This is a genomic window from Streptomyces argenteolus, assembly GCF_042902585.1.
Classification (GTDB): Bacteria; Actinomycetota; Actinomycetes; order Streptomycetales; family Streptomycetaceae; genus Streptomyces; species Streptomyces argenteolus.
Map to the genome: position 1 here is coordinate 595229 of NZ_JBIBEG010000001.1, position 14131 is coordinate 609359.

At 73.6% G+C, this 14131-nt stretch carries 8 protein-coding genes; 2 read left to right on the plus strand and 6 right to left on the minus strand.

Annotated elements, in window-relative coordinates:
• Positions 1-147: 147 nt before the first annotated feature.
• A complete protein-coding gene (locus tag ACFY8O_RS02645; protein WP_387898120.1) occupies positions 148-2376 on the minus strand; it encodes an ATP-dependent DNA helicase UvrD2 in 2229 nt (742 codons plus the stop codon).
• 189 nt (positions 2377-2565) lie between these two features.
• On the opposite strand from ACFY8O_RS02645, the gene ACFY8O_RS02650 reads away from it, so the two are divergent.
• Positions 2566-2823, plus strand: a complete 258-nt coding sequence (locus ACFY8O_RS02650; protein WP_145803392.1) for a glutaredoxin domain-containing protein — start codon at positions 2566-2568, stop codon at positions 2821-2823.
• Positions 2824-3047: 224 nt separating this feature from the next.
• Positions 3048-3605, plus strand: a complete 558-nt coding sequence (locus ACFY8O_RS02655) for a GNAT family N-acetyltransferase (protein WP_387898122.1) — start codon at positions 3048-3050, stop codon at positions 3603-3605.
• A gap of 79 nt (positions 3606-3684) precedes the next feature.
• Here the strand turns inward: ACFY8O_RS02655 and nudC are convergent, their stop codons facing one another.
• The 5 genes from nudC to ACFY8O_RS02680 all read right to left on the minus strand — a co-directional run bounded on the left by nudC (position 3685) and on the right by ACFY8O_RS02680 (position 13948).
• Entirely contained in the window at positions 3685-4632 is a 948-nt protein-coding gene (gene nudC, locus ACFY8O_RS02660; RefSeq protein WP_145803396.1) for an NAD(+) diphosphatase, read from the minus strand.
• A 44-nt stretch (positions 4633-4676) separates the two neighbouring features.
• The gene (locus ACFY8O_RS02665) at positions 4677-6071 is read right to left on the minus strand and encodes a dipeptidase (protein WP_387898124.1); all 1395 of its coding nucleotides are present in this window, start codon (positions 6069-6071) and stop codon (positions 4677-4679) included.
• Positions 6072-6090: 19 nt separating this feature from the next.
• On the minus strand, positions 6091-9678 hold the full coding sequence (locus ACFY8O_RS02670; protein WP_387898127.1) for a UvrD-helicase domain-containing protein: 3588 nt from the start codon (positions 9676-9678) through the stop codon (positions 6091-6093).
• Positions 9679-9738: 60 nt separating this feature from the next.
• Positions 9739-13260 (minus strand): ATP-dependent helicase, encoded by a 3522-nt coding sequence (locus tag ACFY8O_RS02675; protein ID WP_387898128.1) that lies wholly within the window; start codon positions 13258-13260, stop codon positions 9739-9741.
• 271 nt (positions 13261-13531) lie between these two features.
• Positions 13532-13948: an MGMT family protein gene (locus tag ACFY8O_RS02680; RefSeq protein WP_387898131.1), complete on the minus strand. Its 417-nt coding sequence runs from the start codon at positions 13946-13948 to the stop codon at positions 13532-13534.
• Positions 13949-14131: the final 183 nt, after the last annotated feature.

Below are 14131 nucleotides of genomic sequence, written 5' to 3' on the forward strand. Positions count from 1 at the left end.
GTCTCAGGGGACCGGCCGGGGCCGATCCTGCGGTATTCGGATAAGTACAGCACGGAGTCAGGGCTTCAGAGAAGTCGCTGTTCCCGTGGTTAAGAACCTATGGTGATGACTGCTGCGCGCGCAAACTATTTTCTGGACGAGTTTTTCTCACACCTCGGCCTCGTCCTCCCCGGGCTCCGTATCAGGGGTCCGGCCTGCGCAGATGGCCAGCACGTCGGTCCCGAACCTGGTGAGCTTCCGGTTGCCCACACCGGCGATGACGACCAGCTCGCCCTCGCTGTCGGGCGCCGCCTCCGCGATGGCCATCAGGGTCTTGTCGGTGAACACGCAGTAGGCGGGCTGGCTGATCCGCTTCGCAGTGTCGGCACGCCACTCGCGCAGCCGCTCGTAGAGCGCCTCGTCCATGTCCGACGGGCAGTCCTCGCAGCGCATCAGCTTCATCTCGCCGGCGTCGGTGAGCGTCCTGCCGCAGACCCGGCACCGGACAGGTCCGCGCCGTCCGGGCCGGGCCAGCGCCGCCGCGCCCGTGCCCCCCGGCCCGGTCCCCGTACGGGAGCCGCGGTCGATGCCGCCGCCCCCTCCGGCACCGGCCCTGGCACCCGGAGCTGCCGAGCCGGGCCGCAGGCCGTTCAGGAAGCGGGTCGGACGACGGCCGCCGCGACCGCCCGGCGACCGGGACACCGCCCAGGACAGCGAGAGGTGGAAGCGGGCCCGGGTGACCCCGACGTACAGAAGCCGGCGCTCCTCCTCCACCTGCTCGTCGGTCTTGGCGTAGGCGATGGGCATCATGCCCTCGGTGAGTCCGACGAGGAACGTCGCGTCCCATTCCAGGCCCTTCGCCGAGTGGAGCGATGCCAGGGTGACGCCCTGGACGGTGGGCGCGTGCTGGGCGGCGGCACGCTCGTCGAGCTCCGCCACGAGGTCGGAGAGGGTCGCGCCCGGCCGGGCCTGTTCGAAGTCCTCGGCCAGCCGGACGAGTGCGGCGAGCGACTCCCAGCGGTCCCGCACCGCTCCGGAGCCGGCGGGCGGCTTGGAGCTCCACCCCTTGGTGGAGAGGACCGCCCGCACCTCGGAGGGCAGGTCGTCGGCGCCGTCGAGCAGGGAGTCGTTGCCTCCCGCGCGGGCGGCACCGCGCAGGGCGACGCCCGCCTCCCGCACCTCGGGGCGGTCGAAGAAGCGCTCGGCGCCGCGCAGCTGATAGGGCACACCGGCGTCCGCGAGCGCCTGTTCGTAGACCTCGGACTGGGAGTTCACCCGGTAGAGCACGGCGATCTCACCGGCCGGGACGCCGGCGGCGATCAGGTCGCGGATCCGGCGCGCGGTGCCCTCGGCCTCCGCCGGCTCGTCCGGATATTCGGTGTAGACGGGTTCGGGGCCCTTGTCCCGCTGGGACACCAGCTCCAGCCGGTGTTCGGCCGCCTTGCCCCTGGCCTGGCTCAGCAGGCCGTTGGCCAGATGGACGACCTGGGGCGTCGAACGGTAGTCCCGCACCAGCTTGACCACCGTCGCGTCCGGATGACGCGTGCGGAAGTTCAGCAGGTGGTCGGGGGTGGCGCCGGTGAAGGAGTAGATCGTCTGGCCGGCGTCCCCGACGACGCAGAGGTCGTCCCGGTCGCCGAGCCAGAGATCGAGGAGGCGCTGCTGGAGGGGGCTGACGTCCTGGTACTCGTCGACCACGAAGTGCTGGTACTGACGGCGCACGTGGTCGGCGATGTCGTGCCGGTCCTGGAGGATCCCCACGGTGAGCAGCAGCACGTCCTCGAAGTCGATCACCGACCGGTCCCGCTTCAGCTGCTCGTACATCGCGTAGATCTGCGAGAGCTCGGCCGGGTCGCGCGGGGCGTCCCGCTGGGTCTTCGCGACGGCGGCCGGATAGTCGGCCGGGACGGTCTGGGTGACCTTGGCCCACTCGATCTCGCTCGTGGCGTCCCGCAGTTCGTTGCGGTCCAGCCGGATGCCGCAGCGGGCCGCGGCCTCGGCGACCAGCTGGACCTTGCGCTCCACCAGCCTCGGAAGCTCGCCACCGACTGCTTTCGGCCAGAAGTACTGGAGCTGGCGCAGGGCGGCGGAGTGGAAGGTGCGGGCCTGGACACCGGTCGCGCCGAGCTGGCGGAGCCGGCCCCGCATCTCGCCCGCGGCACGGTTGGTGAAGGTGACGGCGAGCACGGTCGTCGGCTGGAGGATCCCGGCACGCACCCCGTAGGCGATGCGGTGCGTGATCGCCCGCGTCTTGCCCGTCCCGGCTCCGGCCAGCACGCACACGGGTCCTCCGAGGGCCAGCGCGACCTCGCGCTGCTCCGGGTCGAGCCCGTCGAGCACGGCGTCCGCGGAGTCGGGGACCTGTGGGAAGAGGGTGGAATGCGTTGCTGCTGTCACCCCGCCATGCTGCCAGGTCGCGCGAGGCGGGTGCGGCGGTTGTCCACAGGGCCTGGCGTTCGTCATACCGGAAGGGGCGGCCGGGAATGGCGGCAGCTCCACGCGCGTTGGCCCAGTGCGGGAAGGTGCGTGAGCGTACGGTCCCGCCTTCGCGATGAGACGTACGAGACAAGAGGGAGCACCGACGACATGGCGGGCACTGTGACGATGTACAGCACCACATGGTGCGGCTACTGCCGCCGGCTCAAGGGCCAGATGGACCGCGAGGGCATCGCGTACACCGAGGTCAACATCGAGCTGGACCCGGCTTCGGCGGCGTTCGTCGAGAAGGCGAATGGCGGAAACCAGACGGTTCCCACGGTTCAGGTGGTTCCCTCCGGCGGTGGCGCCGAGGTCGTGATGACCAACCCCAGCCTCGCCCAGGTCAAGCAGGCGCTCGGCGTCTGAGACCGCACGCCACGCGTGCCGCCGCATCCTTGCGGTGCGCGGAACCCCTGGCCGGCGCTGAGCCGGCCAGGGGTTCCGCGTATCCGGCCGGGGAAGGCACACGCCGCCCGCCTCCGGCCCGCCGGTGGACAGGATCCGGACGCGGACGGCTCAGGCGGACGGTCGGCACGGCGGCACCGAGGCGGACACGGCAGTTGCTGCGCGGGCCTCCCGAGGGGGCGCACATGACAGGGCAGGGCGCCGTCACGACGGAACTCCTGGCCGGATCGGCAGCAGCACGCGCCGAGGACGGGTTCCGGCTGATCTATGCCGAAGCGTTCGCCGAGCCTCCCTACGGAGAGACCGAGGACGATGTCTCCTCGGCCTTCCGCCGCTTCCCCGCCCAGGTGCGCAGACGTACCTTCCGCGCGGCCTCGGCGCGTACCGGGACCGGCGAGCCGGTGGGTATGGCGTACGGCCACACGCTCACCGCCGACACGGTCTGGTGGGACGAACTCACCGAGCCCGTGCCCGAGGACGTGCGGCGCGAGGACGGGCGGCGCACCTTCGGGCTCATGGAACTCGCCGTGCGCCGGGCATGGCGCGGCCGGGGCGTCGCGCGGCGGCTGCACGAGACACTGCTCGCCGGTATCGCAGCGGAGCGGGTGCTGCTGAACGTCCATCCGGGCAGCGCGGCGGCGTCCCGCGCCTACCGGGCGTGGGGCTACCGCAAGATCGGCGAGGCCCGTCCCGGGGGCGGGAGCGCGGAACTCCACGACGTGATGCTGCTCGACCTGCGTTGAGGTCGGCGGGCGCCGCGGGGAGACGAGGAAAGCCGATCCCGCCCGGGACCCCCCTCGCCGCCGTGGCCGGGTGGTTCCCTCAGGCAGTGGCGCCCGGCCTGGGGAGCGGCTTGCCGTACCAGAGCTCGATCAGGCGAGCGGCGATGGAGACGCCGAACGGGGGGAGCACCTCGCCCGACTCGAAGGCCTTCGTCAGCTCCTCTCGGGAGAACCAGCGGGCCTCCTCGATCTCCTCGCCGTCCACGGTGATCTCCGAGGACGCGGCCCGGGCCATGAAGCCGAGCATCAGGCTGGAGGGGAACGGCCAGGGCTGGCTGGCGACGTACTCGACCTCGCCGACGGTCACCCCCGCCTCCTCGAAGACCTCGCGCGCCACGGACTGCTCGATCGACTCCCCGGGCTCGACGAAGCCGGCGAGCGTCGAGAAGCGCCCCTCGGGCCAGTGCACCTGGCGGCCCAGCAGCGCGCGGTCCTGGTCGTCGGTGACGAGCATGATCACCGCGGGGTCGGTCCGGGGGTAGTGCTCCGCCCCGCAGGCCTGGCAGCGGCGGATGTGACCGGCTGCGGCGATGACGGTGCGCTCGCCGCAGCGCGAGCAGAAGCGGTGCAGCCGCTGCCAGTTCTCCAGGGCGACGGCGTGCACCAGGAGGCCGGCGTCGCGGGGGCCGAGGAGCAGGCCCGCCTCGCGCAGACCGGCCGCGCGCGCCGACTGGTCCATGCGCCCCGGCAGGGAGTCCTTCTGGAGGGCGAAGTACCGCACGCCGTCCGCGTCCGTGCCCAGGAAGTAACGGTGGGTCTCGGTGAGCGGCGCCTCGAAGGAGGGCGTCATGACGAGCTCGGTGCCGCCGTCGGGGGTGTCGTCGATGAGGGCCTGGCCTCCGGAGACGACGAAGACCCTGGTCGTCGGGTGGCTCCAGGCAGCGGCGAGCCAGGCCTCGTCGAGCCGGTGGTGCGCCGCGCGGTCGATACCGCTGGGCGCGGTGAGACCGATCGGACGGTCTGCGGTGGCGTTGTCGAAGGTGCTCACAGGTGCTTCCTACTCCCCCGGGGGTGGATCGGGCGTTCAGAGATTCAGCGGAGGGCGGTGGCCAGCTCGCCCCACAGATGGGCGGTGGTCTCCACGCCCTTGAGGAGAAGGTCCAGTTCGACCTTCTCGTCGGGTCCGTGCCAGCCGTCGGACGGTACGGAGATGCCGAGGAAGAGGACAGGGGCCCCGAGCACGTCCTGAAGGTCGGCGGCCGGACCCGAGCCTCCCTCACGGGTGAAGAGGATCTTCGTCCCGAAGGCACGTCCCATGGCGCGGGCCACCGCCTGCAGAGCGGGGTGGTCCAGCGGCGTCAGACAGGGGCGGGTGGCCGGGCTGAAGGTGATCCGGTGGCGGACGCCGGCCGGGATCCGGGCTTCGGCCCAGGCGCGTACCGCTTCCTGGACGTGTGCCGGATCCTGGCCCGCGACGAGCCGGAAGCTCAGTTTCACCAGGGCGGACGCGGGGATGACCGTCTTGCTGCCCGCACCCTGGTAGCCGCCGCCGATGCCGTTGACCTCGGCGGTGGGGCGGGCCCAGACGCGTTCCAGGGTGGAGTAGCCGGCCTCGCCCGCGGTGGCCTGCGAGGCGGCCGTACGCAGCCAGGTCGCCTCGTCGAAGGGCAGTTCCGCGAAGAGCGCCCGCTCCGTCTCGGTGAGTTCGGTGACCCCGTCGTAGAAGCCGGGGACGGCGACCCTGCCGTCCGGGTCGTGGAGGGCGGCGACCAACCGCGCGAGCGCGGTCGCCGGGTTCGGGACGGCTCCGCCGAAGGACCCGGAGTGGACGTCCTGGGCGGGCCCGTGGAGCTCGATCTCGCACTCGGCCAGGCCGCGCATGCCGGTGCAGACGGTCGGGGTGTTCTCGTCCCACATGCCGGTGTCGGAGACGATCACGACGTCCGCGGCGAGGCGGCCGGCTCGCTCCTCGGCCAGCGCGCGGAAGTGGGGGGAGCCGGACTCCTCCTCGCCCTCGACGAGGAGCTTGAGGTGCACGGCGGGGGCGCTGCGGCCCGTGGCGGCGAGGTGGGCGCGGACACCGAGTGTGTGGAAGAACACCTGGCCCTTGTCGTCGGCGGCGCCCCGGCCGTACATCCTGCCGTCGCGGATCACCGGTTCGAACGGGTCGGTGCTCCACCCGTCCTCACGGGCCGCCGGCTGCACGTCGTGGTGGCCGTAGACGAGGACGACGGGTGCCTCGGGATCGTCCGACGGCCACTCGGCGAAGACCGCCGGGGCTCCGGGCGTCTCCCAGATCTCGGTGACCGGGAAGCCCGTCCCGGACAGCTTGGCGGACAGCCATTCGGCACTGCGCCGTACGTCCTCGTCGTGCTCCGGCTGAGCGGACACGGACGGGATGCGCAGCCACGCGGCGAGGTCGTCGAGAAAGGCCGTGCGGTGCTGCTCCGTGTACGTGCGGACGACGCTGTCCGGGGTGTTGCTCATGCTTATGAGCCTATCGGCCTCACGGAGGTGGCTCGTCCAGCAGGAGCCTCTCCAGCTCCTCCCTTCCCGGCAGCCCGGCGGGACGGACGGTCTCCCCCGTACGTACGTACAGGAAGGTCGCGGTCACCGCGTCCAGGGGCAGGCCGTGCAGCTCGGCCCATGCCAGGCGGTAGACGGCGAGCTGCAGCGGATCGGCCGTGCGGTGCCGGGTGGTCTTCCAGTCGACGATCTCGTAGGTGTCACCCGTCCGGTACACCGCGTCGATCCTGCCCCGGATCACCCTGCCGGCGAGAGCGATCTGGAACGGCGTCTCGACGCGGTACGGAGTGCGCCGGGCGTACGCGGTGCGCTCGAAGGCCTCCTTGAGTTCGGCGAGGTCGCGTTCGTCGGCGATCTCCGCGTCGCTCTCGTCGCCCCCGGGGAGTTCGTCCGGGCCGAGCATCGGCAGGGGCAGTTCCTCGAACCGGGACTCCACCCAGGCGTGGAAGCGGGTACCCCGCCGTGCGGCGGGCTGCGGGGGCCGGGGCATGGGGCGGGCGAGCTCCCGCGCGAAGCCCTCCGGGTCGTCGGCGAGGTGCAGCAGCTGGGTGGCGGAGAGCGTGGCCGGCACGACGACGTCCCGCACGGCGGCGCGGGCACGGCGCAGCTCACCGGCGAGGGCGTCGAGATCGCGGTCCCAGGAGGCGAGGGTCCGGGACTCCTCCGGGGTGAGACCCGCGTCCACGGGGGCGCGGGCTGCCGGCACATGCGGCGCGGGAGGGGCAGGGGGCGCCTGCGGTTCGGCGGGAGCGGGTCCGGTGGACGGCCCCTGGGCGGGCGGGACGGCGCCGGGGCCCGGGAACCGCCGTCGGCCCCGGCCCTCCAGGTACTCGTACGGAGGGCCGGCCTCCTCGAAGGGCCGCTCCTCGCCGTACGCACGCTCCTCCTCGTACGGAGGCTCGTCGCCGTGCGGCGGTTCCTCCTCGTACGGAGGCTCGTCCCCGAAGGGGGGCTCCTCCTCGTACGGAGGCTCGTCCTCGTACAGCGGCTCGTCGTGCGAGGGCGGACCGGGCGTCTTCGCCGGTTCCTCGTACGCGTCGGCGACAGGCGTGGCCGCCAGCGCCTCCAGGTGGGCCAGGACCGTGTCCCGGGCCGCTCGGCGGCGGGCCATGGCGGTGTCGTCCAGGGGGAGCGGCCAGGGCTGCTCGGCCCCCTTCTCCTGGAGCTCCGGGTTCTCCTCGTCCTCCTCAGGCTCGTCGGCCCAGACCTCGATCTCTCCGTGTCCGGCCGCACAGTGGCCGTACAGCGCGTCCAGGAAGGCGGAGGGGCCCCGGGGCTTCTTCTGGGTCGGGCCCCACCAGTGACCTGAACCGAGGAGCAGGCTGCGGGGGCGGGTGAAGGTGACGTAGCCGAGGCGGAGTTCCTCCGTGTGCTGGTGCTCCTTCATCTCCTCCTTGAACGCCTTCAGGCCCTTGGCGTCGAAGGCGTCGAGGGAGGGCAGCGTGGGAGCGTCACCGCGCAGCGCGTGCGGCAGGACCTGCGGCTGTGAGGTCCACGCCTCCCGGGCCCGCGTGCTGGGGAACTGCCCAGTGACGAGCCCCGGCACCGCGACGACGTCCCACTCCAGTCCCTTGGACTTGTGCGCGGTGAGGACCTTCACGGTGTTCTCGCCGCCGGGCAGGGCGTTGTCCAGGCCCTTCTCGTACTGCGCGGCGGTGCGCAGGAAGCCGAGGAAGGCGAGCAGGGTCGCGTTCCCGTCCACCGCGGCGAAACCGGCCGCGACGTCCAGGAAGTTGCCCAGGGTCTCGCGCCGGCGTGCGGCCAGGGCGTGCGGCGACGCGGAGAGTTCGACCTCCAGGCCGGTGGTCGCGAGGACCCGGTGCAGGACGTCCATGAGGGGGTCGGCCAGCGAGCGCCGCAGGTCGCGCAGTTCGGCGGCGAGACGGGCGAAGCGGACGCGGGCCTCGGCGGAGAACGGCAGCTGGTCGTCCTCGGCCCCGCCGGCCTCCAGGAACGTGTCGAGGGCGTCGGCGAGCGAGATCACCTCGGCGGGGTCGATGCCCTCGACGGCCTCGGCCAGGCGGCGGTCCGGGTCCGTGCCGTCGTCGCCGGGCGAGGAGCGGTGCACCAGGAGGCGGGCGCGGCGCCCCAGGAGCGCCAGGTCCCGTGGGCCGATGCGCCAGCGCGGACCGGTGAGCAGACGGACGAGTGAGGCGTTGGCCCCGGGGTCCTGGAGCACCTCGCACACGGCGACGAGGTCGGCCACCTCGGGCAGGTGCAGCAGTCCTGACAGACCGACGACCTCGACGGGGACGTCCCGGGCGACGAGCGCCGCCTGGATCCGGGGGAAGTCGCCGGCGGTCCTGCACAGGACGGCGATCTCCCCGGGCGGTGTTCCGGTCCGCACGAGGTGGGCGAGCGAGTCGCCGAGCCACTCGATCTCCTCGGAGTGCGTGCGCAGGAGGGCGCAGCGTACCGTGCCGTCCCTCTCGGCCCCGGGTGCGGGGCGCAGCGCCTCGACCCCTTCGTGCATGGCGCGCAGGGGCTCGGCGAGACCGTTGGCGAGGTGGAGCAGCCGGCCCCCGCTGCGCCGGTTCTCGCTGAGGGAGTAGCGGGTGGCGGGCGTGCCGTCGGCGTGCGGGAAGTGGTGCGGGAAGTCGTCGAGGTTGGCCACGGAGGCGCCGCGCCAGCCGTAGATCGCCTGGCAGGGGTCGCCGACCGCGGTGACGGCGTGGCCCGCCGTGCCGCCCTCCGCTCCCCCGCCGAAGAGCGCGGCCAGCAGCAGCCGCTGGGCCACGGAGGTGTCCTGGTACTCGTCGAGCAGGACGACCCGGTACTCCTCGCGGAGGATCGCGCCGACCTCGGGCCGGGTGAGGGCCAGCTCGGCGGAGAGGGCGATCTGGTCACCGAAGTCGAGGAGGTCGCGGCTGCGCTTGGCCTCGCGGTAGCGCCGGGTGAGTCCGAGGAGTTCGCGGCGGGCCTCGGCCGTCTCGGGGATCTTGCGCAGCTCGGCGTTGGTCAGCCGGGCCGTCTCCAGGGTGCGGAGGAGGGCGGTGTCGTACGCGACGAGCTGGTCGGGTCCGGTGAGGTGTTCGGCGAGCTCGGCGTCCAGGGCCAGCAGGTCGCTGACGAGGGTGGGGAAGGACCTGGTCAGCGCGGGATAGGGGCCTGGTGCCTCGCGCAGCACCCGGGCGGCGAGCTGGTAGCGCGTGGCGTCGGCGAGGAGGCGCGTGGTGGGTTCGAGGCCGATCCGCAGCCCGTGGTCGGTGAGGAGCCGGCCGGCGAAGGCGTGGTAGGTGGAGATGCTCGGCTCGCCCGGCGGGTCGTCCGGGTCGATGACGTGCGGATCGGTGACCCCAGCCGCGACGAGGGCCCTGCGGACCCGCTCGGCGAGCTCGCCGGCGGCCTTGTTCGTGAAGGTCAGGCCGAGGACCTGCTCCGGGGCGACCTGGCCGGTGCCCACCAGCCAGACCACCCGGGCGGCCATCACCGTGGTCTTCCCCGAGCCCGCTCCGGCCACGATCACCTGCGGGGCGGGCGGCGCGGTGATGCAGGCCGTCTGCTCCGGGGTGAAGGGGATCCCGAGGAGCTCCTTGAGCTGCTCGGGATCGGTGATGCGGGAGGACACTCCAGAGAGGCTAACCGGAGGCACCGACAACGCCCTCCGGCCTCGGATCCGTCAGGGCGCTCATTCGATGATCTGACCGCCCTCGGGCTGGGCGCTGCACGACGCCCGGAACGCGCAATGGGTGCAGTGCTGGCCGGCCGTGGGCGTGAAGCGCTCGTCAAGGACCCGTCCCGCCGCCGTCGCCAGCAGGTCGGAGACCCATTCCCCGGAGAGGGGTTCCTGGGACTGCACCTTGGGCAGGGCGTCGCCGCCCTCCTTCTTCGGTGCGGGCTGACGCAGCTGGACGAGCTCGGCTCCCCCGGTCTCCGGACGGCGGCCGTCGAAGATCTCGTCGACGGCGCCCTCCCTGACCGCCAGCTGGTACACGGCGAGCTGGGGGTGGGAGGCGACCTCGTCCTTGGTCGGCGCCCCCTTGCCGGTCTTGAAGTCGACGACGTACGCCCGGCCCTCGGTGTCCTGCTCGACCCGGTCCATCGAGCCCCGGATGCGCACGGCGTACTCGCCGGCTTCGAGGGTGACGTCGAAGTCGTGCTCGCTGGCGACAGGGGTGCGCCCGGCGCGGTCCATGACGTGCCAGCGCAGGAAGCGTTCCAGGGCGGCGCGTGCCGTGTCCTTCTCCTGTTGCGACTTCCAGGGGGCGTCGAAGACCAGACCGTCCCAGACGGAGTCCAGACGCTCCATCAGGACGTCCAGGTCGGCGGCGGTCCGCCCGGACGCCACCTCGTCGGCGAGTACGTGGACCACGTTGCCGAAGCCCTGTGCGGCCGTCGCCGGGGCGTCGGCCTTCACCTCGCGGCCCAGGAACCACTGGAGGGCGCAGGTGTGGGCGAGCTGGTCGAGCGCGCTCCCGGAGAGCGCGACGGGCCGGTCCCGGTCGCGCAGCGGCACCTCGGAGCGGGTCGGTTCGTTCAGCCCCCACCAGCGGTGCGGATGGGCCGCGGGGACCAGGGGCTGGCCCTCGTCGTCGGTGAGCGCGGCGAGCCGGGCGAGGCGCTGCGCGGCGGCGTCGCGCAGCGCGTCCGAGGCGGCCGGGTCGACGGTCGTGGCGCGGAGCTCGGCCACGAGCGAGGCGACCGCGAGCGGCCTGCGGGGACGGCCGGTGACGTCCCGGGGCTCCTCCCCGAGCTCGGTGAGGAAGCGGGACGGCTGGTCGCCGTCGTCCGCCGGCGCCTTCACCGCGGTGACGATCAGGCGTTCACGGGCGCGGGTGGCCGCGACGTAGAAGAGCCGGCGTTCCTCCGCGAGGAGAGCCCCCGGGGTGAGCGGTTCGGCGAGGCCGTCGCGGCCGATCCGGTCCGCCTCCAGGAGCGATCCGCGCCGGCGCAGGTCGGGCCACAGGCCCTCCTGGACTCCGGCGACGACCACCAGGCGCCATTCCAGCCCCTTGGAGCGGTGCGCGGTCATCAGGCGTACGGCGTCGGGGCGCACGGCACGCCGGGACAGGGTGTCGGCGGCGATGTCCTGGGCGTCGATCTCCTCCAGGAAGTTGAGTGCTCCGCGTCCTCCGGTGCGCTCCTCGGCCCGCGCGGCCGTCTCGAAGAGGGCGCACACGGCGTCGAGGTCACGGTCGGCGTTGCGTCCGGCTGCGCCACCGCGCAGTGCGGCCCGCTCCAGCCGGCCGGGCCAGGGAGTGCCGTTCCACAGGGTCCACAGGGCCTCCTCGGCGGTGCCGCCGCCCTCCAGGAGTTCACGGGCCTTGCGCAGGAGCGCGCCGAGACGCTGCGCTCCGCGGGCGTACGCCGGATCGTGCGTGACGAGCCGCTCGGGCTCGCTGAGTGCCTGGGCCAGCAGCTCACCGGAGGGCGGGGGCACCCGCTGCCCGGCGGCCCGTTCCTCGTCGCGCAGGGCCCGGCCGAGACGGCGCAGATCGGCGGCGTCCATGGAGCCGAGGGGTGAGCTCAGGAGGGCGAGGGCGGTCTCGGTGTCGATCCGCTCCGGCGCCCCCGCGTCCTCCGCGACCGGGCCGTACGCCACCTCGCCGCTCTCGGAGGCGACCGAACCGTCCGCCACCCCGCCGCTCTCGGAGACGGCCGAACCGTCCGCGACCCCGCCGTCCCCGGAGCCGACCGGGCCGTGGCCGTCCGCCACCCCGCCGTCCGCCACCCCGCCGTCCTCCGCGCCCCGGCCGTTCGGCCGCTGCTCGGGCGCGGTACGGCGCAGGGCCGCAGTGGCGACGGCTCGCAGGGCGGTGAGCAGCGGGGCGACGGCGGGCTCGTGGCGCAGCGGGAGATCGTCCCCGTCCACATCCAGGGGCACGCCGGCCGAGGTGAGCGCCCGGCGCACGGCGGGGATCGAACGGCCGCCGGCGCGCACGAGGACCGCCATGTCCCTCCATGCCACGCCCTCCTCCAGATGCGCGCGCCGGAGCAGATCGGCGATGTTCTCCAGCTCGGTGGAGGGCGTCGGGTAGGTGTACGCCTCGACCCGGCCGCCGTCGCGCGCGGCGGCGAGCTCGCGATGGGCGCGGACCTTGTCCGAGGGCAGCCGCGTGAGCGGCATCCGGCGGGTGAGCAGCCGGGTGGCGGCGAGCAGCCGCGCACCCGAGCGGCGCGAGGTGGTGAGGACACCGACCGGGGCGGGTGCGCCGTCGGCCCGGCGGAAGGTGTCGGGGAAGTCGAGGATGCCGTTCACGTCGGCGCCCCGGAAGGCGTAGATCGACTGGTCGGGGTCGCCGAAGGCGATGAGCGTCCGTCCGCCGCCGGTGCCCGGTGCTCCGCTCCCCGGGTTCCCGGCCAGCGCGTGCAGCAGCCGAACCTGCGCGGGGTCGGTGTCCTGGTACTCGTCGACCAGGACCGCGTCGTAGCTCCGGGCCAGCACGGCGGCGACCTCGGGCCGCTCGGCCAGCAGGACCGCCCGGTGCACGAGTTCCGCGTAGTCCAGGACGCCCTGGGCGTCGAGGACGTCCAGGTACTCGGCGAGGAACTGGGCGGCGGCGCCCCAGTCGGGGCGCCCGGTGCGGCGCGCGAAGGCGGCCAGCGCGTCGGGGCCCAGGCCGAGCTCGCGGCTCCGCGCCAGCACCGCCCGCACCTCGTCGGCGAAGCCGCGGGTGGTCAGGCAGGCCCGCAGCTCGTCGGGCCAGCGGACGTGGGCCAGCCCGGCCCGCTCCAGGCCGAGCTGGCCGGCGAGGAGCTCGCGGACGGTGACGTCCTGTTCGGGGCCGGAGAGCAGGCGCAGCGGATCGGCGAACAGGTCAGCGTCCTGATGGGCGCGGACCAGGGCGTAGCAGTACGAGTGGAAGGTGGTGGCCTGCGGCCCGCGGGTGCCGCCGAGCCGCGCCGCCATCCGGTCGCGCAGCTCGACCGCCGCCTTGCGGCTGAAGGTGAGGACGAGGATGCGGGCCGGGTCGGTCCCGTCGGCCACGCGCCGTGCGACCGACTCGACCAGGGTCGTGGTCTTGCCCGTGCCCGGCCCCGCGAGCACCAGCAGCGGTCCGTCCCGGTGGTCAACCACCGCGCGCTGCGGTGCGTCAAGGAGAGGGGGCTCCACCGACCCGGGCGGCGTGCGCACCAGCCGGTACGCGCCCGGAGCCCGCCGCCGTGCCTGACGGTGCGGGCTGTTCCGGGTGGTGGAGGAGGAGCTCACGTGGGTCGCCGGTCCTGGTGGGTGTACTCGGTCTGCTGGGGCGGCCCGCCGGTGGTGACCGGCAGGCCGGGGACGGCCTCGTGACGACGGCCCGATGGTGACGGAAACGGATGAGGAGCGGAGCGTGCCGTGTGTGGACGACGCTACGCCAGCGGCGGAGCGGAAACCGGATGATGGGCCGCGTCGCCCGTCACATGCGCGCCCCCGCCGCCCGGTCCCTCCCCTTCACCGGCCCGGCGCCTGTCCCGTCGGGGCACGATGGCGGAAGCTGTCAGATGTGAGCTTTGTCGCCCGTGCCCGGACCACCGGTCACGCCGTCCCACCTGGCCCGCTTCATGTCGAGGCGCGGAAGGTGCCCTTCCGCACCGCGCGCGGCCTCGCGCAGCGGGGTGCCCTCCTCGCGGTAGTGGTCCAGCGCCCGCAGTTCGTGGCCGGGCAGCAGCGCCCCGTCGGACCGCACCACACGCCACCAGGGCACCGCGGATCCGTACAGCGCCATCACCCGGCCGACCTGTCTCGGGCCGCCGTCGCCGAGCCACTCCGCGACGTCCCCGTAGGTCATGACGCGGCCCGGGGGGATCAGGTCGGCCACGTCCAGGACCCGCTCCGCGTAGACGGGCAGTTCGGCGGTCACGGGGGTGGCGGGTGCGGCACCGGGCCGGCCACCGCTCGTCCGGTCTTCGCTCATCCGTCACATCCTGCCGTACGCCACCGACAGCCGGGCGTGCCCGGTGTCGTCCTGGTCACACAGCGTGCAAGCCGGGGCGAAGCCGCGTATGTTGCGCATCGCGCCCGTGCCGTGCACCCTGATGCCCCCCTCTGTCCGCAGGCCGTGCCACCATCATGCGGGCGGTGACCGGTGATACGAGAC